This is a genomic window from Flavobacterium cheonanense, from assembly GCF_039539185.1.
Taxonomy (GTDB): Bacteria; Bacteroidota; Bacteroidia; order Flavobacteriales; family Flavobacteriaceae; genus Flavobacterium; species Flavobacterium cheonanense.
Window position 1 is genome coordinate 276,626 of record NZ_BAABCT010000003.1, and the last position, 18,911, is coordinate 295,536.

Here is an 18,911-nt window from a genome sequence, read left to right on the forward strand (position 1 = left end):
AAAACGAGTTATAACAGTGGTTTGGCAATATTGCCGTTTAGTTTTTCAGCGGAAAATCCGCAATTAAATCATATTTATTTTTTCAATTCACGTTCACGGTTCGGCAACATCGCCAAGCCACAAACGTTGTGAGCCATTTGAAACAACTAAGGACGAATTCAATAACTTAATGCAACAAATGATAAATTTTATCTTTGTTGAATTATGGAAAAATTACGCAGACGATTAAACTTAAATGAACGGATTGTTATTGAGACTTTACTCAATGAAAATAGATCCAAAAGCTACATTGCAATTCAACTTAAAAGAAACAGATCTACTATAACTCGTGAAGTTAATAATTGGATTAAAAAACCTTCCGATAAATACAACGCAACAATAGCTCACTTCTTTGCTAAAGAAGAATATTTAAACAAAAGAAATCTAGACAAAATCAACACACACAAAAGGCTTAAATCTTTTGTTTACAGAGGATTATTATCTGGTTTTAGTCCAGAACAAATTGCTGGTAGAATTAAAATCGTTTATCCAAATGACACAACTATGTCAATATCACACGAAGCTATTTATCAACATATTTACAAGCATCGACAATCTTATTTAGGTAAAAAACTTATTAAACTCCTTCCCTATCACCATCACAAAAGAAGAGAGAAAAGAAAGTTTGGCAAAAATAGAGTTCGCATTAAAGACCAAGTCAATATTAGTCAAAGACCTAAACACGTTGAATTACGCATTGAAGTTGGACATTGGGAAGGTGATTTAATGATTGGAACAGGACAAAAAAGCGCTATTGGAACAATTGTAGAAAGAAAAACCAGATACACTTTTATTGTCAAAATAGAAAACAGAAAATCTAAAACTGTAACTCAACAATTTGCTAAACTTTTAAATACATTACCTAAATACATCAGAAAAACAATGACTTACGACAACGGAATTGAAATGGCTAACCACAAATGGCTTTCTAATAACACTGGAATGGATATTTATTTTGCTAATCCTTATTCTTCTTGGGAAAGAGGAACTAACGAAAATACTAACGGATTAATTAGACGATTTTTTCCAAAAGGAACTGACTTCAATAAAATAACTAATGAACAGCTTAAACAAGCCCAATTTGCTTTAAACAATAGACCTAGAAAAATTTTAGGATACAAAACTCCTAAGGAAATTATGAACCAAGAAATCACCAATTATGCAGCGTAGACCAAGCCAATTTCGGAAATAACTTTTGGCTAATTTAAAAAGCCAAAAAAGTTATTCTGAAATTATGCTGAATTGAAATAAAAAACTAAATTTGATTATTACAATATTAACTGACCTTGTTGCATTAAGGTCTTGAATCCGCCGGCTACTCGCCATTTTTGAGCAATTAAAACCTATCAAAAAAAACCCGTTTTGCAATACAAAACGGGTTTTTAACTTATGAAAAAAAATAATTATAACGGAATGTTTCCGTGTTTACGTTTTGGTGTATCAACTACTTTATTTTCTAGCATACTGAATGCTTTTAATAGTTTTCTACGAGTATCTTTTGGTAAGATAACCTCATCAATAAAACCACGTTGCGCTGCTGTGTAAGGATTAGCAAACAACTCAGCATATTCTGCTTCTTTTTCTAATAATTTAGCTGCTGGATCGGCTGCTTCGCTAATTTCTTTTTTGAAGATAATTTCTGAAGCTCCTTTTGCTCCCATTACAGCAATTTCTGCACTTGGCCAAGCAAAGTTCATATCGGCACCAATGTGTTTAGAGTTCATTACGTCATACGCACCACCATAAGCTTTACGAGTAATTACAGTAACTCTAGGCACTGTAGCTTCACTGAAAGCATATAATAATTTCGCTCCATGAACGATGATACCATTCCACTCTTGGTCGGTTCCAGGCAAGAATCCAGGAACGTCTTCTAAAACCAATAAAGGAATATTAAAACAATCGCAGAAACGTACAAATCGAGCCGCTTTGATAGAAGATTTCACATCCAAACATCCTGCTAAAAACTTAGGATTGTTTGCTACAATTCCTATGCTTCTTCCTCCTAAACGAGCAAAACCTACAATGATATTTTCAGCAAAATCTTTATGAATTTCAAAGAAAGAATCTTCGTCGATGATGTTGTCAATTACATCATGCATATCATAAGGCTTGTTGGCATTATCAGGAACTATAGTATCCAATTTTTCGCGAACTTCTTCGTTGGTTACGTAAGGTAATTTTGGCGTAGTTTCTCTGTTGTTTTGTGGCAAATAACTCAATAGTTTTTTGATGTCTTCCAAACATTCAATTCCGTTTGGAGAAGTAATATGTGCTACACCAGATTTAGTTGAATGCGTACTTGCTCCACCTAATTCTTCTGAAGTAACTTCTTCATTAGTCACCGTTTTCACAACATTTGGACCAGTTACAAACATATAACTGTTTCCTTCAACCATCATAGTGAAATCGGTCATAGCAGGCGAATAAACTGCTCCACCAGCACAAGGTCCCATAATGGCAGAAATCTGCGGAATTACACCACTTGATTGTACATTTCTGTAAAAAATATCGGCATAACCACCAAGCGAACGAACACCTTCTTGAATTCTTGCTCCACCAGAGTCGTTCAATCCAATCATTGGCGCACCACTTTTTAGAGCCATGTCCATAACTTTACATATTTTCTCAGCATGAGTTTCTGATAATGAACCTCCAAAAACAGTAAAATCTTGTGCAAAAACATACACTACTCTACCATTAATTGTTCCGTAACCAGTTACAACACCATCGCCATAAACGATTTCTTTTTCCATTCCAAAGTCAGTCGTTCTGTGCGTTACCAACATTCCGATTTCTTCAAAAGAACCTTCATCCATAAGATATTCGACACGCTCACGAGCCGTTAATTTCTTTTTGGCATGATGTGATGCAATTCTCTTTTCGCCTCCACCTAATTTGGCTAAAGCTATTTTATCGTTTAATATTTTAATTTTATCTTCCATTTTAATTTTAAGTTTAAAAGTTTAAGTGTTTAAAAGTTTAAAAGTTATATTTAGTAATACAACATCTTAATACTTAATACTAACATCTTAATACTATTTTCTTTACTCTATTGGTAATCTTAAGATTTTTTTATCAGCAACATATTGTTTTAAAGCTACCATCGCTGCAATTTCAGCTTCTATATCTAGATTTGCTTTCAGTTTTTCAGGACTGTAATACGCTTTTACAAAACCTGTATCAAAATCACCTGAACGGAAGGCTTCGTGTTCCATTACAAATTTTCCGAATGGTAAAGTTGTAGCAACACCTTCTACGTGATAGTTATCGATAGCTTTAATCATTAACTCGATAGATTCTTCACGAGTTTTTCCATAAGTCACCAATTTGGAAAGCATTGGATCATAATAAATTGGCACATCCATTCCTTCTTCGATACCATTATCTACACGAATTCCTTCGCCTTCTGGTAACTTATAAGTACTTAAATTTCCAACATTTGGTAAAAAATCATTCATTGGATCTTCGGCATATACACGAAGTTCCATAGCATGACCGTGAATTACTAAATCTTCTTGTTTGATTTCTAAAGCTTCTCCACGAGCTACTTTTATTTGCAATTCGACCAAGTCTAAACCAGAAACCATTTCAGTAACTGGATGTTCTACTTGCAAACGCGTATTCATTTCCAAGAAATAGAAATTGTGTTTATCGTCTAATAAAAACTCAACAGTTCCAGCTCCAAGATAATCACAAGCACGAGCTACTTTTACAGCGGCTTCTCCCATTTTTTTACGCATTTCTGGAGTTAAAATAGATGATGGTGCTTCTTCTACTACTTTTTGATGGCGACGTTGAATACTACATTCTCTTTCAAATACATACAAAACATTTCCATGACTATCAGCCATAATTTGAATTTCGATATGACGCGGTTTGGTTACATATTTTTCAATAAAAACCGAACCATCTCCAAAAGCATTGGTTGCTTCAGAAATAGCACGTTCCATTTGAGATTCGAAATCTTCTTCTTTCTCTACAATACGCATTCCTTTTCCACCACCACCAGCAGAGGCTTTAATCAAAATTGGGAACCCAACTTGCTGTGCGGTTCTTTTAGCTTCTTCTACATCAATAATAGCATGGTCAACTCCAGGAACCATTGGAATATCATATTTCATAACCGCTTCTTTTGCGGCTAATTTACTTCCCATCATTTCGATGGCTTTAGATTTTGGTCCGATGAAAATGATGTTGTTGTTTTCACATTCTTCAGCGAAAGCGGAATTTTCACTTAAAAATCCGTATCCCGGATGAACTGCATCAACACCAAGTTCTTTACAAACTTCAATGATTTTATCTCCGCGTAAATACGATTGACTTGAAGCTGCTTCACCAATACAAACCGCTTCGTCTGCATATTTTACGTGAAGTGCATTTCTATCGGCAGTTGAAAATACAGCTACCGTTTTGATGCCCATTTTCTTTGCTGTTTTCATTACCCTTATGGCAATTTCACCACGATTGGCAACTAATATTTTGGTTATTTTTTTCATTTATATTGAATTTATTTCAGTATCTCAACTTCTTACAAAGTCTTAATACTTAATACTTTTATCTTAATACTCTATTCGAATTCAATTAACAATTGTCCTTTGTCAACAGCGTGACCTTTTTCTACAGCAATAGATTTAATTACTCCATCACGAGGTGAAAGAAAACTATTTTCCATTTTCATGGCTTCAAGAATTAATAAAGGATCATTTTCTTTAACTGTTTGTCCAACTTCTACATTGATTTCTAGAATTAATCCTGGCATTGGAGCTTTGATAGCATTAACCACTTTAGTTCTGCCTCGTTCAATTCCCATACTTTTGATTTGGATATCTAAAGCATCTTCAATAGCAACTTCATACGTATTGTTATTTACTTTAACAGTATACTTTTTTGCTAAAAAATCGGATGAAACAATTTCGGCTTTGTAAGGTTTGTGATTTTTCAAAACGTGAAACTTGTCTTTTTCCACACTAACAGCATCAAGGTTTTTGAGATCACTTTCCGCTAAATCATATGCATTAGAATGATTTACAGATAGTTTATAAGTATTGCTCATATTGATTAGTTTTTGTTGGTAGTAAAATTAGGAAAAGAAAACGTTTTCGTAACTGATAATTGTCAGAAAATTGGAAAATTAATATAGTTTTAATACAAAAAAAACTCCAACTAATAAGCTGGAGTCTTTTTTTATGGTTTTGAATTTAAAATTATACTTTCTTTTCTAAATCGAATTTTAAATCAATTTCTACTGATTCTGCAATTTTACTTTTAACCACAGAAGGAATTTTGATATTATAATCTGCAGGTTTAACTTTAAAACTACAAGTTGCCACCAGCTTTTCACCTGATTGTACAAATGTTACTTTGGTCTTTACTTTTTTGGTAACACCATGTAAAGTTAAATCACCTTCAACATCGAAAGTTGCTTTACCTGCAGCTACTTTTGCAGCATCAAAATTGGTAACTTTTCCTTTAAAGGTAGCTTTTGGAAATTTATCACTTTCAATATAATTTTCATTAAAGTGTTCTTCCATTAAAGGCACTTTAAATCGGAATGCTTTCACCAACGCCAAAACAGCAATATCACCAGTAGATTTATCAAAAATACAAGAAACAGTGTTATTTTTAGCTGCTACTTCCTCAAAAGCAGGCATTGATGCTTCAAATTTAATCTCTCCTGAACGTGTCATCATCTTTTGTGAAAACAAGCTTGTGGAGCATAACAAACCAATAAATAATACTATCTTTCTCATATGCTTAAATTTTAGTTTTAGTTTGGATATCCGTTAGCTGCCCATTTTTTGATTGTATTAATTCTTGTTTGCGGCATTCTTCCTGATTGTGGCATCACTGCACCACAAGATTGGTCGTCAATTCTACAAATCATGTTTCCGTTTTCTGCTGCATCTCTTACTTGTGCATAGGTTTCCATTGTTGGTAATTCGCCTCCTGCAACGCTATGACATGACAAACAATTGTTTACAATAATGGGTTTTACATTGTCTGTGTATGTTGGATTAGCAACCTCTCCAGAAATTTCTGTATAGGTTTGTGACTCACATGAAAACCCAATAAAACAGGCAATCATCAATACTATTATAATTTTTAATGCTCTCATAATTTAGAATACTCTATACATGTTAAACCCAAAATAAATTCCTTTTCCTTCTGTAATTCCGTTAGCATTAGTAAAATAACTAACATCATTCATTGCTTGACTGTTAGAGAAAACCAATTGGAATATATGTCCACCTGTTTCAATATCCATACCAATTGATAGAGGATTATGATAAAAACTTGTTTCTCTTGCATTCAATCGAGCTGCATATTCCATATTCATACTGATTCTTTTAGACAATTTATATCTTCCGCCAAGTGCTAAAAGAAAATTATCTTTTTCTTCAAATAATGGCTCATATAAGTTTTTGTGAATGTAAATCGGATTTAGTTCCATCGAAAAACTATTAGAAAACTTTCTTGATATTGGTAATTGCGTACTAAAAGCAAATCTGCTTGATGATTTTAATTCTGGAAATTCATCTTTACTTAATTTAGAATTGATGTCCATAGTATTGTAACCAACAATGGTTACAGGAAAACCATTAACTTCTTGATTTGCAAATTTATACTTTGCAGTAAACTCATAGTTTTTATTTAATGTATGACGAGAAAAACCAAGAGTTAGCCAATCGGTTGCACCATACAAACCTCCAATTTTAGTTAAGGCATTGTCTAAACCAAAAAAGTTGTCTAAACCATCTGTTAAATCGCCAAATCTATGTGCTACTAAAAAATACCACTCGCCTTTTGCAGCAAGTTTAGTCGATTGCATTGTGCATATTTGTAAACCTTTGAATGCAGCAATTTCAATCTCTTTTTTTCCTTTATTCTCAGAATCTAATTCATTCAATAAATCATCTTGTGCATTGGAAAATCCAAATACAAATAGAAAAAATACTGAAAAAGCAATTTTAGATAATTTCATTTTTCTTGTTCTTATTTTACGATTAAACATTGATCTAATTTTAATTCTTCTAAAAGGTCGTCATAACCAGTTACACGTCCTTTAATGTTAACTTGACTTCCAATAGCCACTTTTTCAGCAACTTGTAATTGACAAGAAACCTTCTCATCTAAAGTGATTACATTTTCACCAACATTGGTGACTTTTCCTGAAATTTCAACTGTTTTGTTTAAATACTTGGCAGTTGCAGTTTCTGAGTTATTTGAAAACTCACTAAAAACATCAGTTGCTGATGTAGTGAATTCCGATTTTTCAGTTTGAATATCTCTAGCTCCACCAGTCATTATATAATTGTATCCAAAATAACCTGCAGCTACAATCACAATTAGTCCAATTAATAACTTTACTTTTTTACTCATGTTTTTAAAAAAATATAGAGTTCACAATTAAGCAAACTCTATTGTTTATAGATTTTACTTATATTAGTTAATGATAACCTTTTTCCAAGATTTTTCAGAATCATTTTGCAATTCTAAAAAGTAAACTCCAGATTGAAGTCCGCTAACTTTTAGTTGAACTTCGTTAGATTCATCTGTAACTTCAATTGTTTTAACTAAAGCTCCTGTTTGACTATATACGTTTACTTTAGATAGATTGGTTTTAGTTTTGATTGAAAATTCTCCAGAAGAAGGATTTGGAAAAATTGAAGTAGCATTTAAAGAAAAATCTTCAGTTCCTAGAATTGTAAATGAACCAGTTGCAAAACCTCTATTTGAAGAGCCATGATTAGCTAAACTTGTAGAAGGACTACTTGATCTAGCCCATGCTACACTGATAGAATTTGTTGAAGCATAAGGTAACTGAAAATCGTCAGCATCAGAATTAGTTAAATTTCTTTCTAAAGTTAAAGTTCTCACACCAGACACAACATTGTTAGAAACAGTAGTCCAATCTTGACTTGCATCAGCAGCAGGAGAAGTAAATCCAGCATAATTTCTATCATTTAATGAAGTGGTGTAAACAACAACATCGCCTTCTGACATTGAAAACCCAGCTGTAACACCTAAACCAAGAGCAAACCATCTATCTGATGGGCCTGTTAAAACCAAAGTAACCTTGGAAGTTGAGCTGTTTAATGTAAATTGAGCAGTCATGTTTGAAGTTAAATTGATAATTGGTGTTGCTTTTGATTGTGAAAATCCCTTGACACCAAATGCAAGAGCAAATAATAAAATAGTAATTTTTTTCATAGTAATTTATTTTAGCAAGTTTATAATTTCTTCGTAATTAAATTCTACGGCATACTCAAAAGCCGTTTTATTTTGATTGCATTTTAGTTCTTTATTAGCCTTTTCTTCTACTAATTTTTTAACCATTTCTGGATTATTAAATTGAACCGCCAACATCAATGCTGTCATTCCGTTTTGATCTTTTAAATCTATATTTGCTCCATTAAGAAGCAATTTATCTACCAATTCAAATTCACCTTTTACAACGCAAGCCATTAATGCAGTTCCATTTTTTGAAACATAATTTACTTCTGCTTTGTTGTCAATTAAAAAGTTCGCCACTGCATCATTACCTCTATAACAAGCTAATATAAGCATACTTGAGCCTTTATCATCAATGGCGTTAACAACGCTTTTATCTTTTTCAAAAAGCGATTTAATATCAGATAAAATGCCTTTTCTAGCCACATCAAAACAATTAACATCTTGAGCAAAAACAGCATTTATTGACAATAAAAAAATTAACAGAATCTTTCGCAATTTATCTTTTTTTATACAAATTTATTAATTTTATGATATATATCATTGTTTCAGTGTAAATAAATGTTTACGAAATAGAATTTTTCAACTCTTGATGATTATATATACGATATGAATTAGAATTTGTATTTACAAATTGATTAATTAATTTGAAATAGAATATAAAAAACTATTCAAAGTATAATTTGAATAATAAAAGAATTTATAAAACCAAAAGTCCAAAACCTCTCAAAGTAGCAATCGATTTGGAATACCAAAACAATTCGAAATCCTCAAAATGTGTTTCGAAATCTGATTTTAATTGAGTGAATGTAGACTTAGATTCACCATAAACTGAGATTTTTTCTAAAGTAATGACCAACCAATCTGCCTTATCTTTTTCTAAAGAAATATCAAACGTTTCGGTTTTGTCATGAAAAGTCAATTTGGTCATTTCCCACGAGTTTCCTTTTTTGGATTTTGTGAAAGTTTCTGAAGTTGGCTTTCCTCCTATCCAAACAATTTTTGCTGAAGGTTTTATGTTGAAATCCGTTTCTTTTTCAAGACAAGAAACAATATAATCGGAAGGGATTTTTGTATTTGGAATTTTAAAATCAAACCAATCTTGTAGGTCATAGTCGAAGCAAATTCCGTGCATATAATTAAACAATGACTTTTTTAATCCGAAACTAAATTTGTCGTGGTTGATTCCGGTTTTGTCTTTAAAGTTGATGTCATTATTGGCGAATGTGATTTCGTTTTGTTCAGGAATTACACCAAATTCCTCAGGAAACATTCCAACAGGCGAATGTGCTGTCATGGCAAATTGATGCCAAAAACCCGATTGTAATATTCCTAATTCAAAAAGTTGACGCACCATTTCTAAACTATCAACCGTTTCTTGAACCGTTTGCGTTGGATAACCATACATCAAATAAGCATGAACCATAATTCCAGATTCTGTGAAATTTCTTGTTACTTGCGCTACTTGTTCAACGGTTACACCTTTTTTAATTAATTCTAAAAGTCTATCTGAAGCAACTTCCAAACCGCCAGAAACAGCAATACAACCAGATGCTTTTAATAAAACACACAAATCGGAAGTAAAACTTTTCTCAAATCGAATATTAGTCCACCAAGAAACTACTAATCTTCTTTTGATAATTTCTAGAGCAACTTCACGCATCAAAGCTGGTGGCGCTGCTTCGTCAACAAAATGGAATCCGTTTTCGCCAGTTTGCGCAATTAATTCCTCCATTCTATCTACTAAAATTTTAGCAGCGATTGGCTCGTATAATTTTATGTAATCTAACGAAATATCACAAAACGTACATTTTCCCCAATAACATCCATGTGCCATGGTAAGTTTATTCCATCGACCATCGCTCCACAAACTGTGCATTGGATTGGCAATTTCTATAACCGAAATATAATTTTGAAGTTGTAAATCAGAATAATCTGGAGTTCCTACTTCGCTTTGTCTGTAGTCTTGACGTGTTGAATTATTAATGTAAGTTACTTCTTTGTTTTGAAGAATAAAAGTTCGTTTAAAATCAACATTACTTTCCTTCAAAGCACCTCGACTGCGCTCGGTGTGACAAACCGCATTAAAAAGTAACTCAATTGGAAGTTCGCCATCATCTAAAGTTATAAAATCGAAGAACTCAAAAACGCGATTATCTTTAAGTTCGCGAAGTTCCGTATTAGGAAAACCACCGCCCATTGCGATTTTAATCTTTGGAAAATGGGTTTTAATGAATTGAGCACATCTGAAAGCACTGTATAAATTTCCTGGAAAAGGAACTGAAAAGCATACTAATTTTGGTTGCACATCTTCAATTCTTTCTTTCAGAATTTTGAGTGAAATTTTATCGATGTAAGTTGGTTCACTTTGAAGATGATTGTACAATTCATCAAACGAATTAGCGCTTCTTCCCAAACGTTCGGCATAGCGACTGAAACCAAAATTTTCATCGACACATTCCACAATAAAATCGGATAAATCTTCTAGATATAACGTGGCTAAATGTTTGGCTTTGTCTTGCATTCCCATAGTTCCAAAAGCCCATTCCATATCGTCTAATTGAGAAAATCGAGAAGCTTCGGGAAGGAAATTACCACTACAAATTTGACGTGCTAAAGAAGGATTTTTACCTTGAAGAAATGCAATTACAGAATTAATTGTATTGATGTAATCTTCTTTTAAGGAATAAATTCTTTGGTTGTTGGGTGATGGATGATGGGTGATGGATGAAAAAATCTCGGTTAAACCCTTTTTGGAAAACAATTCTAAAATCACTTCAATTCCTAAATCCATTTGGAAAGCAGAAATTCCTTTAGTATTTAGAAAACCTTTAATATAAGCTGTTGCTGGATAAGGTGTATTCAGTTGGGTAAAAGGTGGCGTTATTAGAAGAAGGTCTTTCAATAAAAATGTTTTTGCAAAAGTAAAATTAAAAATTAAGGTTTTAACTATTTTTTGTGAATTTGAAAATGTATTTTGAACTTGATTTTTAAGTATTTTTACAAAAAATTTCAAACATGCCAAGCGACTGTATAACGTACCAAAATTCTGGATATTTCACTAAATTGATGATAGATTATTTAGATGAAACGTCAGAGTTGAAGCCGTTTTACAATCATTTTCCGAAAATAGAGAATTTCAAAAGTCAGATAGAAGAAAAAAGTAGCAACTTCAATAGCTATGGTAAAAGACAAGTTTTAGTTTCTGAACTTGAAAGACAATATCAAAATTTTAATGTTTCCAAAACAACTTTAAACAACATTGAACTTTTAAACGATTCAAATACTTTCACAATTACTACTGGTCATCAATTAAATTTATTTACAGGACCATTATATTTTTTATACAAAATTGTTTCTACAATCAATCTTTGCAAACAATTAAAAAAAGAATTTCCTGAGCATAATTTCGTACCTATTTATTGGATGGCTACCGAAGATCATGATTTTGATGAAATCAATTATTTTAATTACCAAGGTAAAGTTTTTAGATGGAATCGTGAGAGTTCTGGACCTGTTGGAAGATTGTCTACAGAAGGTTTAGATAAAGTTTTCGATTTATTTTCTAAAGAGATTGGAACTTCAAATAATGCCAATTTTTTAAAAAAACTATTTGAAAATGCTTATTTAAAACATTCTAATTTAGCCGATGCTACTCGATATTTGGCTAACGAATTGTTCCAAAATGAAGGTTTAGTGATTATTGATGGTGATTCAATTGAATTAAAGAAACTATTCATTCCTTTTGTTAAAAAAGAGCTTTTAGAACAAACATCATTCAAAAAAGTTACAGAAACCAACGAACTTTTGAAAGATTATTTCGTACAAGTAAATCCGCGTGAAATCAATTTATTTTACATTGAAGATAATTTACGTGAACGAATTATTTTTGAAAACGGAACATATAAAGTTAACAATACTTCAACTCAATTTTCTGAAAGTGAAATTCTAACAGAATTAGAAAATCATCCTGAAAAGTTTAGTCCAAATGTAATTACACGACCTTTATACCAAGAAGTAATTTTGCCAAATTTATGCTATATCGGTGGCGGTGGCGAAATAGCATACTGGCTAGAATTAAAATCTAGTTTTGAAGAAAACAACATTACTTTTCCTATGTTGTTGCTAAGAAATTCGGTTCTTTTAGCAATACGAAAGCAAGCTGAAAAAGCAGATAAATTAAAACTATCATGGAGTGATTTATTTTCAAATCAAAGAGTATTATTAGATTCAAAAACTAAAGATTTCTCACAATTTAAAATAGATTTTTCCGAACAAAAAGAGTATTTGAAAAAGCAATTTGATAACTTATACACGATTGCTAATCAAACCGACAAATCATTTATTGGAGCAGTAAAAGCTCAAGAAATCAAACAATTAAAAGGTTTAGATAATCTTGAAAAACGCCTTTTGAAAGCTGAAAAAAGAATTCATAAAGAAAAACTTGAGAGAATTGTTTCACTACAAAACGAACTGTTTCCAGGTCAAAGTCTTCAAGAGCGAAAAGCTAATTTTTCAGAATTTTACTTAGAATTTGGAAACAAATTAATTGAAGAATTATTAACAGAACTCAATGCGCTTTCACAAGAATTCAAAATCATCACTTTATAAACGATATTTTCTTGTAATTCTTTAAAAAAACACTACTTTTGCACCCGAATTGAAATAAAAAACAAATAAATTAAAATAAAAATGGCTACAAATAGAACATTTACAATGATTAAGCCTGATGCTGTTGAAAACGGACACATCGGTGGGATTTTAAATATGATTACAGAAGGTGGTTTCAAAATCGTTTCTTTGAAATTAACTCAATTAACTATTGCTGATGCTCAAGCTTTTTATGCTGTTCACGCTGCAAGACCATTCTTTGGTGAGTTAGTTGAATTCATGACAAGAGGTCCAATCGTTGCTGCAATTTTAGAAAAAGAAAATGCTGTTGAAGATTTCAGAACTTTAATCGGTGCTACAAATCCAGCTGATGCTGCTGAAGGAACTATCCGTAAAAAATATGCTACTTCAATCGGAGAAAATGCAGTTCACGGTTCAGATTCAGATGAAAATGCTGCTATCGAAGGTGCTTTCCATTTTTCTGGAAGAGAGCAATTCTAGTATTCAGTGTTCAGTCGCAGTTGGCAGTAATGTAAATTGTACAAAATACAAAATCCCGAATCTTAGCTGAATCGGGATTTTTTTTATCTTAAGACTAAATTTTTTACAATTTCTTTTCGAAGTTCTTCATTGAGCATCGCAATTATTTTTTGCTTTCCGTAACTCAATTCTTCTCTTAAAACAGCCGAAGTTAGTTTTACATATAGAGTGCTTCCTTTTAAAATTACTTCCTGTGTATAACTATTTACACCATTTCCCATAAGTGATTTCCAAGCTTGTTCTACATCAATTTTATCCATACCAGCTTCTAGTTTATTAGCTTGAATAAACTGTTGCAAAACCTCTGAAATAGAACTTTCGTTGCTTGTTCTTTTTGCCATTTTAAAATTACTTTAAAGAAAAAGGTTTATATCTTTTATAATTATATTCTAAATCATCTTTATTTTTAAGAACTAAAACAGAATCTTGAATCTCAATTATTTCCTCTTTCCATTTACCATAACTAGTTGTATAATTAACAAAATAACTACCGTTTTCATTGGAAATCGAAATCTCTTCTTTCAAATTATTGGTTTTATAAGTCCCATCAAGTTGTGGCATCACTTTTTGACGAAAACCATTCCATTTTTTGTCAGACTGAGCTTGTCGAAGTTGGAAATAATCAATTGTTTCATTGATTTTGTAATCTTTCTTCTCACCGTCTTTTAAAACAACCTTTTTTATTTCCCAATAGCCATTTAATTTAGCAATATCTTTATCTGTAATAGACTGATTACAAGAAACTAAAAGCAATAACGATAGAAAAAGTGTAATTGTATTTTTCATAATTTTAATAAAACCTAAAATTACAACATATTTTAAATAATAAAAAAGTATTTTTGATTAAACCTTTTTGAAAATTTATTGTCTTAATTGAAAACCTACCAATTATGAGAAAATATATTACCCTTTTAGCGCTTTCACTACTAACTTTCGGTTGTAGTTCCGATGATGATACAAATAGCTCTAACACTACAGAAGAAACTATGTATTTTCCTCCAAATGATGGAAGTAATACATGGGAAACGAAATCAATTTCTTCTTTAGGCTGGAATCAAAGTGCGGTTCAACCTTTATTAGATTATTTACAATTAAAGCATTCCAAATCATTTATAATATTGGTAAATGGAAGAATCGTTTTAGAAAATTATTTCAACGGACATTCTGCTACAACTCCATGGTATTGGGCAAGTGCAGGTAAAACATTAACAACAACTGTCACAGGAATTGCCGAACAAGAAGGATTAATCAACATCAACAACAAAGTATCTGATTATTTAGGAACTGGTTGGACAAGCGCTCCATTAGCAAAAGAAAACTTAATAACATGTAAAAATCTTTTGTCCATGAACTCTGGATTAAACGAGACGCTTGGAGATAACGTATCACCAGCAAATCTTCAGTATGTTGCAGATGCAGGTACACGTTGGGCTTACCATAATGTTTATGTAAAACTTCAAGATGTTATTGCTCAACAAAGTGGACAAACTTGGACCAACTACTTCAACACAAAACTAAGAGATAAACTTGGCATGACAGGAGGAGCTTGGATAAATTCTGGTGATGGGCTTAGTGTTTATTGGAGTACTTCAAGAAATATGGCTCGTTTCGGATTAATGGCTTTAAATAAAGGAAAATGGAATGGTAACCAAATAGTAAATGAAGCATTTTTTAATAATGCTACAACTACATCGCAAAGCATTAATCAATCGTATGGCTATTTGTGGTGGCTAAATGGAAAGTCTTCTTATCGTTTGCCACAAACACAATTTCAATTCAACGGAAGTATAATTCCGAGTGCTCCAAGTGATATGTATTGTGCCTTGGGCAAAGATGATCAAAAAATTTATGTTATACCAAGTAAAAAAATGGTAATTATTCGAATGGGAGATGCTGCAGACACAGTAAATATGGCATTGTCTGATTTTGATGATGTTCTTTGGCAAAAAATAAGCGCTTTATATCAATAAAGCGCTTATTTTTTATTTAAATATTTTATCAAATATTCTTTTCAGTGCATACACAAATAATATAAAAGTTATAAGCTGTAAGCCCATAGCTATATCTGAGGATTTCTTTTCTATAAGTTTTGCTAAAACACCTAATCCGAAACAAATTAAAATCAAAATTATCGGAGAGGATGTTTTAAAAAAAGATACAATTTTATTCATATAGGTAAAATTTGATTTTTGAGCAATTATTTAAAAAAGCTATCTACAAATTCATATTTATTAAAAACTTGTAAATCTTCAATTCCTTCACCTACACCAATATATTTAACTGGAATTTGAAATTGATCAGAAATACCAATAACAACACCACCTTTTGCAGTTCCGTCTAGTTTTGTTACAGCTAAACAAGAAACTTCAGTTGCAGCAGTAAATTGCTTGGCTTGTTCAAATGCATTTTGCCCAGTAGAACCATCTAAAACTAAAAGGACATCATTTGGTGTGTCTTCAACCACTTTCTGCATTACTTTTTTAACTTTAGAAAGTTCGTTCATTAAACCTACTTTGTTATGCAAACGTCCAGCTGTATCAATGATTACAACATCGGCATTCTGAGCTACTGCACTTTGTAAAGTATCAAAAGCTACAGAAGCAGGATCACTTCCCATTTGTTGTTTAACGATTGGCACACCTACTCTATCAGCCCAAATTTGCAATTGGTCAATTGCAGCGGCACGAAAGGTATCTGCAGCGCCAAGAACAACTTTATAACCTGCTTTTTTAAACTGAAAAGCCAACTTACCTATAGTTGTTGTTTTTCCTACTCCATTAACTCCTACAACCATAATTACGTATGGTTTTTTATTGGCTGGAATTTTAAATTCTGATTCTTCTCCAGATTTAGTTTCAGACAATAAAGAAGCTATTTCTTCACGCAGGATTTGATTTAACTCTTCTGTTCCTAGATATTTATCATTTGAAACTCTTGTTTCAATTCTTTTTATGATTTTTAATGTTGTTTCAACACCAACATCTGATGAAACCAAAATCTCTTCAAGGTTATCTAAAACCTCATCATCAACTTTAGATTTACCAGCAATAGCTTTCGTTAATTTAGAAAAAAACGTTGTTTTAGTTTTTTCTAAACCTTTATCTAGTGTTTCTTTTTTTTCGGATGAAAATATTCTTTTAAAAAAACTCATTTCTTCAATTTATGTATTAAAAATAAGGATGCTAGAAAAGATTTTAGTCCTTATCAATAAAATTAGAGACAAATATAAAAATAAAAAAGCTACTTCCATACGAAAGTAGCTTTGATATATATTTAATTAGGAATTATTTCTTTGATAAGAAAGCATCCACTTCTTCTGGAGTCATAATGCTTTCAACAAAAGTATAAGCACCTGTTTTAGGAGATTTTACCATTTTGATAGCTTTTGTTAATCTCTTAGAAGCTGTTTGTAACGTTGCAACGGTTTTCTTTGCCATGATTAAAATGTGTATTTGAAATTCAACAAATGTGAAATCTCTAATTATTTAATTTCTTTATGAACAGTCATTCTCTTTAAGATTGGATTAAATTTCTTAATCTCTAATCTATCTGGAGTATTTTTTTTGTTTTTGTTTGTAATGTAACGTGAAGTTCCAGGAAGACCTGCTCCTTTGTGCTCAGTACACTCTAAAATTACTTGGATTCTATTACCTTTCTTTGCCATCTTGCTTTATTTTTATTGGATAAGGAATTATTTAATAAAACCATTAGCTTTAGCCGTTTTTAACACAGCAGCTAATCCATTTTTATTGATTGTTTTAATTGTAGAAGCAGCTACTCTTAAAGTAACCCATCTGTCTTCTTCAGCAAGATAGAAACGTTTTTTAACTAAGTTTACAGAAAATTTTCTCTTAGTTTTGTTCATTGCGTGAGAAACATTATTTCCTACCATCGCTCTTTTACCTGTAAGGTCACAAACTCTTGACATTATGCTTATCTTTTATCGTTATTCAAATCGAGGGTGCAAAGAAACAAAAAAGAAACCTTATACACAAAAAAATATTACAGATTTTTTAAAATTTCTTTTTGCAACATTTCAAATGCTTTATTTACTGCTCTATCTATCACTTTCTCACGTGGTTGACCAAAATTAAATTCTTCTACTATTACTTCACTTGGTGTAGCTAAAGCTAAAAAAACGGTTCCAACCTCTGCATCAGCATCACCTTTTGATGGTCCAGCATTGCCAGTTGTAGCAATTGCGTAATCTGTTTTCATTAATTTTTGAATTCCAAGCGCCATTTCTTTTGCAACTTGGGCACTAACAACTGTATATTTATTTATTGTTTCCTCAGAAACTCCTAAAACTGAAACTTTTGTATCTGTTGCATAAGAAACAACACTTCCTCTAAAATAATTTGAAGCACCTGAAACTGATGTCAAAACTTGTGCAATTTTTCCTCCAGTACAACTTTCAGCTGTTGATATTGTTTTGTTTTGTTGCGTTAACAATCTTCCTATAACGACTTCAATAGTTTCATCTTCATCAAATCCTACAATAATATCTCCAATTATTTTAGCCAACGATGTTACGTTTTCATTGATTGCTTTTTCGAGAATTTCTTTCTCAGTTCCGCGTGCCGTTAAACGCAAACGAACTCTTCCAGGAGCAGGTAGATAAGCTAATTTTACAAAATCTGGTAAATTGTTTTCCCAATGCTCAATTCGTTCAGCCACAAGACTTTCTCCTTGTCCATAGGTCATTATTGTTTTGTGTAAAATGTTAGGTCGTTTGTACTCTTTTACTATTTTAGGAATGATTTCGTTTTCGACAATATATTTCATTTCGTAAGGAACGCCTGGAAGCGAAATAAAGACTGTATTTTCTTTTTTCATCCACATACCAGGTGCAGTTCCGACTTTATTGAAAAGAACCTCGCATTTTGATGGAACCAGCGCTTGATCTTTGTTCATCTGAGAGGCTGGACGTTTCATTACCGATTCAATCAATTCGATAACATGTGATTCAACTTCTTTATTTATAACTAATGTATCGTTGAAGTATTCGCAAAATGTATGCTTTGTGATATCATCTTTTGTTGGACCTAATCCACCAGTTATAACAACAAAATCTACTTTGTTTTGCAGCGACTTAAAAGTGTCTAAAATGTGTTGCTTATCATCACTTATTGATAGTAGTTCGTGGGTTTGAACTCCAATTTTATCTAATGCTTTTGCGATGTATCCGGAATTGGTATCAATGATTTGTCCTATTAGGATTTCGTCACCTATGGTAACTATGGCTGCTTTCATTTGAAGTTTAGTATTTGTTTTTCAACTGTCTAATGCAGTTACTTCAATCATATCAAAAAAATATTGATTTCGATTATTGATTTGATTAGCAAAGATAGTACAAATAAAAAAATGAATTACTTTTTTAGCCCAGATTGGAGTAAGTATCCTTTTATTTTGTTGCCTGAGGCTCTCGAAGGCAACAAAATAAAAGATACTGCGGAAAGCTGGAAAATGGCTTGCAGATAAATCCC

The 18,911-nt window shown here is 32.0% G+C and carries 22 protein-coding genes; 4 read left to right on the plus strand and 18 right to left on the minus strand.

Going from position 1 to position 18,911, the window contains the following annotated elements; all coding sequences use genetic code 11:
• Positions 1-204: 204 nt before the first annotated feature.
• Positions 205-1,209 (plus strand): IS30 family transposase, encoded by a 1,005-nt coding sequence (locus ABD766_RS08110; protein ID WP_344816200.1) that lies wholly within the window; start codon positions 205-207, stop codon positions 1,207-1,209.
• Between the two features lie 233 nt (positions 1,210-1,442).
• Here ABD766_RS08110 and ABD766_RS08115 read toward each other — a convergent pair whose 3' ends face one another.
• The 10 genes from ABD766_RS08115 to ABD766_RS08160 form a co-directional block, all read right to left on the minus strand.
• On the minus strand, positions 1,443-2,984 hold the full coding sequence (locus tag ABD766_RS08115) for an acyl-CoA carboxylase subunit beta (RefSeq protein WP_298303206.1): 1,542 nt from the start codon (positions 2,982-2,984) through the stop codon (positions 1,443-1,445).
• A 102-nt stretch (positions 2,985-3,086) separates the two neighbouring features.
• Positions 3,087-4,529, minus strand: coding sequence for an acetyl-CoA carboxylase biotin carboxylase subunit (gene accC, locus ABD766_RS08120; RefSeq protein WP_425556575.1), 1,443 nt, complete (start codon positions 4,527-4,529; stop codon positions 3,087-3,089).
• A gap of 80 nt (positions 4,530-4,609) precedes the next feature.
• Positions 4,610-5,095 carry a biotin/lipoyl-containing protein gene (locus ABD766_RS08125; RefSeq protein ID WP_344816202.1) on the minus strand — a complete coding sequence of 162 codons (486 nt, stop codon included), beginning with the start codon at positions 5,093-5,095 and terminating at the stop codon, positions 4,610-4,612.
• Between the two features lie 151 nt (positions 5,096-5,246).
• The gene (locus ABD766_RS08130) at positions 5,247-5,792 is read right to left on the minus strand and encodes a YceI family protein (protein ID WP_344816203.1); all 546 of its coding nucleotides are present in this window, start codon (positions 5,790-5,792) and stop codon (positions 5,247-5,249) included.
• Between the two features lie 17 nt (positions 5,793-5,809).
• The gene (locus tag ABD766_RS08135) at positions 5,810-6,157 is read right to left on the minus strand and encodes a hypothetical protein (RefSeq protein ID WP_344816204.1); all 348 of its coding nucleotides are present in this window, start codon (positions 6,155-6,157) and stop codon (positions 5,810-5,812) included.
• A gap of 3 nt (positions 6,158-6,160) precedes the next feature.
• Positions 6,161-7,024 (minus strand): DUF5777 family beta-barrel protein, encoded by an 864-nt coding sequence (locus tag ABD766_RS08140; protein WP_344816205.1) that lies wholly within the window; start codon positions 7,022-7,024, stop codon positions 6,161-6,163.
• 11 nt (positions 7,025-7,035) lie between these two features.
• Positions 7,036-7,422 (minus strand): OB-fold protein, encoded by a 387-nt coding sequence (locus ABD766_RS08145; RefSeq protein WP_344816206.1) that lies wholly within the window; start codon positions 7,420-7,422, stop codon positions 7,036-7,038.
• A gap of 63 nt (positions 7,423-7,485) precedes the next feature.
• Positions 7,486-8,253 (minus strand): T9SS type A sorting domain-containing protein, encoded by a 768-nt coding sequence (locus ABD766_RS08150; protein WP_344816207.1) that lies wholly within the window; start codon positions 8,251-8,253, stop codon positions 7,486-7,488.
• A gap of 6 nt (positions 8,254-8,259) precedes the next feature.
• Positions 8,260-8,772, minus strand: a complete 513-nt coding sequence (locus tag ABD766_RS08155) for an ankyrin repeat domain-containing protein (protein ID WP_344816208.1) — start codon at positions 8,770-8,772, stop codon at positions 8,260-8,262.
• Between the two features lie 202 nt (positions 8,773-8,974).
• Positions 8,975-11,179: a B12-binding domain-containing radical SAM protein gene (locus ABD766_RS08160; RefSeq protein ID WP_344816210.1), complete on the minus strand. Its 2,205-nt coding sequence runs from the start codon at positions 11,177-11,179 to the stop codon at positions 8,975-8,977.
• A 113-nt stretch (positions 11,180-11,292) separates the two neighbouring features.
• On the opposite strand from ABD766_RS08160, the gene bshC reads away from it, so the two are divergent.
• Together bshC and ABD766_RS08170 are read left to right on the plus strand one after the other, a co-directional pair.
• Complete coding sequence (bshC, locus tag ABD766_RS08165) at positions 11,293-12,885, plus strand: bacillithiol biosynthesis cysteine-adding enzyme BshC (RefSeq protein ID WP_344816211.1); 1,593 nt, start codon at positions 11,293-11,295, stop codon at positions 12,883-12,885.
• 81 nt (positions 12,886-12,966) lie between these two features.
• Positions 12,967-13,386, plus strand: a complete 420-nt coding sequence (locus ABD766_RS08170) for a nucleoside-diphosphate kinase (protein WP_008253880.1) — start codon at positions 12,967-12,969, stop codon at positions 13,384-13,386.
• 83 nt (positions 13,387-13,469) lie between these two features.
• Here ABD766_RS08170 and ABD766_RS08175 read toward each other — a convergent pair whose 3' ends face one another.
• Entirely contained in the window at positions 13,470-13,766 is a 297-nt protein-coding gene (locus ABD766_RS08175) for a DciA family protein (RefSeq protein WP_344816212.1), read from the minus strand.
• Between the two features lie 7 nt (positions 13,767-13,773).
• A complete protein-coding gene (locus tag ABD766_RS08180) occupies positions 13,774-14,211 on the minus strand; it encodes a hypothetical protein (RefSeq protein WP_344816213.1) in 438 nt (145 codons plus the stop codon).
• A gap of 104 nt (positions 14,212-14,315) precedes the next feature.
• Here ABD766_RS08180 and ABD766_RS08185 point away from each other — a divergent pair, with 104 nt between their 5' ends.
• Entirely contained in the window at positions 14,316-15,395 is a 1,080-nt protein-coding gene (locus ABD766_RS08185) for a serine hydrolase domain-containing protein (protein WP_344816214.1), read from the plus strand.
• Positions 15,396-15,407: 12 nt separating this feature from the next.
• On the opposite strand, the gene ABD766_RS08190 is transcribed toward ABD766_RS08185, so the two are convergent.
• The 6 genes from ABD766_RS08190 to ABD766_RS08215 all read right to left on the minus strand — a co-directional run bounded on the left by ABD766_RS08190 (position 15,408) and on the right by ABD766_RS08215 (position 18,678).
• A complete protein-coding gene (locus ABD766_RS08190) occupies positions 15,408-15,596 on the minus strand; it encodes a hypothetical protein (protein ID WP_344816215.1) in 189 nt (62 codons plus the stop codon).
• A gap of 26 nt (positions 15,597-15,622) precedes the next feature.
• On the minus strand, positions 15,623-16,576 hold the full coding sequence (gene ftsY, locus ABD766_RS08195) for a signal recognition particle-docking protein FtsY (protein ID WP_298303240.1): 954 nt from the start codon (positions 16,574-16,576) through the stop codon (positions 15,623-15,625).
• A gap of 133 nt (positions 16,577-16,709) precedes the next feature.
• Positions 16,710-16,862 carry a DUF4295 domain-containing protein gene (locus ABD766_RS08200; protein WP_298303242.1) on the minus strand — a complete coding sequence of 51 codons (153 nt, stop codon included), beginning with the start codon at positions 16,860-16,862 and terminating at the stop codon, positions 16,710-16,712.
• A 44-nt stretch (positions 16,863-16,906) separates the two neighbouring features.
• The gene (gene rpmG, locus ABD766_RS08205) at positions 16,907-17,089 is read right to left on the minus strand and encodes a 50S ribosomal protein L33 (protein ID WP_344816217.1); all 183 of its coding nucleotides are present in this window, start codon (positions 17,087-17,089) and stop codon (positions 16,907-16,909) included.
• Positions 17,090-17,116: 27 nt separating this feature from the next.
• Positions 17,117-17,353 (minus strand): 50S ribosomal protein L28, encoded by a 237-nt coding sequence (gene rpmB / locus ABD766_RS08210; protein WP_035126302.1) that lies wholly within the window; start codon positions 17,351-17,353, stop codon positions 17,117-17,119.
• Positions 17,354-17,427: 74 nt separating this feature from the next.
• Positions 17,428-18,678 carry a CinA family nicotinamide mononucleotide deamidase-related protein gene (locus ABD766_RS08215; protein WP_344816218.1) on the minus strand — a complete coding sequence of 417 codons (1,251 nt, stop codon included), beginning with the start codon at positions 18,676-18,678 and terminating at the stop codon, positions 17,428-17,430.
• Between the last annotated feature and the right edge of the window lie 233 nt (positions 18,679-18,911).

What these genes read in the sequence shown, in the direction of transcription:
- ABD766_RS08110 (WP_344816200.1), top strand. Translation starts at nt 205, where the DNA reads ATGGAAAAATTACGCAGACGATTAAACTTAAATGAACGGATTGTTATT.
- ABD766_RS08115 (WP_298303206.1), bottom strand. Translation starts at nt 2,984, where the DNA reads ATGGAAGATAAAATTAAAATATTAAACGATAAAATAGCTTTAGCCAAA.
- ABD766_RS08125 (WP_344816202.1), bottom strand. Translation starts at nt 5,095, where the DNA reads ATGAGCAATACTTATAAACTATCTGTAAATCATTCTAATGCATATGAT.
- ABD766_RS08130 (WP_344816203.1), bottom strand. Translation starts at nt 5,792, where the DNA reads ATGAGAAAGATAGTATTATTTATTGGTTTGTTATGCTCCACAAGCTTG.
- ABD766_RS08135 (WP_344816204.1), bottom strand. Translation starts at nt 6,157, where the DNA reads ATGAGAGCATTAAAAATTATAATAGTATTGATGATTGCCTGTTTTATT.
- ABD766_RS08140 (WP_344816205.1), bottom strand. Translation starts at nt 7,024, where the DNA reads ATGAAATTATCTAAAATTGCTTTTTCAGTATTTTTTCTATTTGTATTT.
- ABD766_RS08145 (WP_344816206.1), bottom strand. Translation starts at nt 7,422, where the DNA reads ATGAGTAAAAAAGTAAAGTTATTAATTGGACTAATTGTGATTGTAGCT.
- ABD766_RS08150 (WP_344816207.1), bottom strand. Translation starts at nt 8,253, where the DNA reads ATGAAAAAAATTACTATTTTATTATTTGCTCTTGCATTTGGTGTCAAG.
- bshC (WP_344816211.1), top strand. Translation starts at nt 11,293, where the DNA reads ATGCCAAGCGACTGTATAACGTACCAAAATTCTGGATATTTCACTAAA.
- ABD766_RS08170 (WP_008253880.1), top strand. Translation starts at nt 12,967, where the DNA reads ATGGCTACAAATAGAACATTTACAATGATTAAGCCTGATGCTGTTGAA.
- ABD766_RS08175 (WP_344816212.1), bottom strand. Translation starts at nt 13,766, where the DNA reads ATGGCAAAAAGAACAAGCAACGAAAGTTCTATTTCAGAGGTTTTGCAA.
- ABD766_RS08180 (WP_344816213.1), bottom strand. Translation starts at nt 14,211, where the DNA reads ATGAAAAATACAATTACACTTTTTCTATCGTTATTGCTTTTAGTTTCT.
- ABD766_RS08185 (WP_344816214.1), top strand. Translation starts at nt 14,316, where the DNA reads ATGAGAAAATATATTACCCTTTTAGCGCTTTCACTACTAACTTTCGGT.
- ABD766_RS08190 (WP_344816215.1), bottom strand. Translation starts at nt 15,596, where the DNA reads ATGAATAAAATTGTATCTTTTTTTAAAACATCCTCTCCGATAATTTTG.
- ftsY (WP_298303240.1), bottom strand. Translation starts at nt 16,576, where the DNA reads ATGAGTTTTTTTAAAAGAATATTTTCATCCGAAAAAAAAGAAACACTA.
- ABD766_RS08200 (WP_298303242.1), bottom strand. Translation starts at nt 16,862, where the DNA reads ATGGCAAAGAAAACCGTTGCAACGTTACAAACAGCTTCTAAGAGATTA.
- rpmG (WP_344816217.1), bottom strand. Translation starts at nt 17,089, where the DNA reads ATGGCAAAGAAAGGTAATAGAATCCAAGTAATTTTAGAGTGTACTGAG.
- rpmB (WP_035126302.1), bottom strand. Translation starts at nt 17,353, where the DNA reads ATGTCAAGAGTTTGTGACCTTACAGGTAAAAGAGCGATGGTAGGAAAT.
- ABD766_RS08215 (WP_344816218.1), bottom strand. Translation starts at nt 18,678, where the DNA reads ATGAAAGCAGCCATAGTTACCATAGGTGACGAAATCCTAATAGGACAA.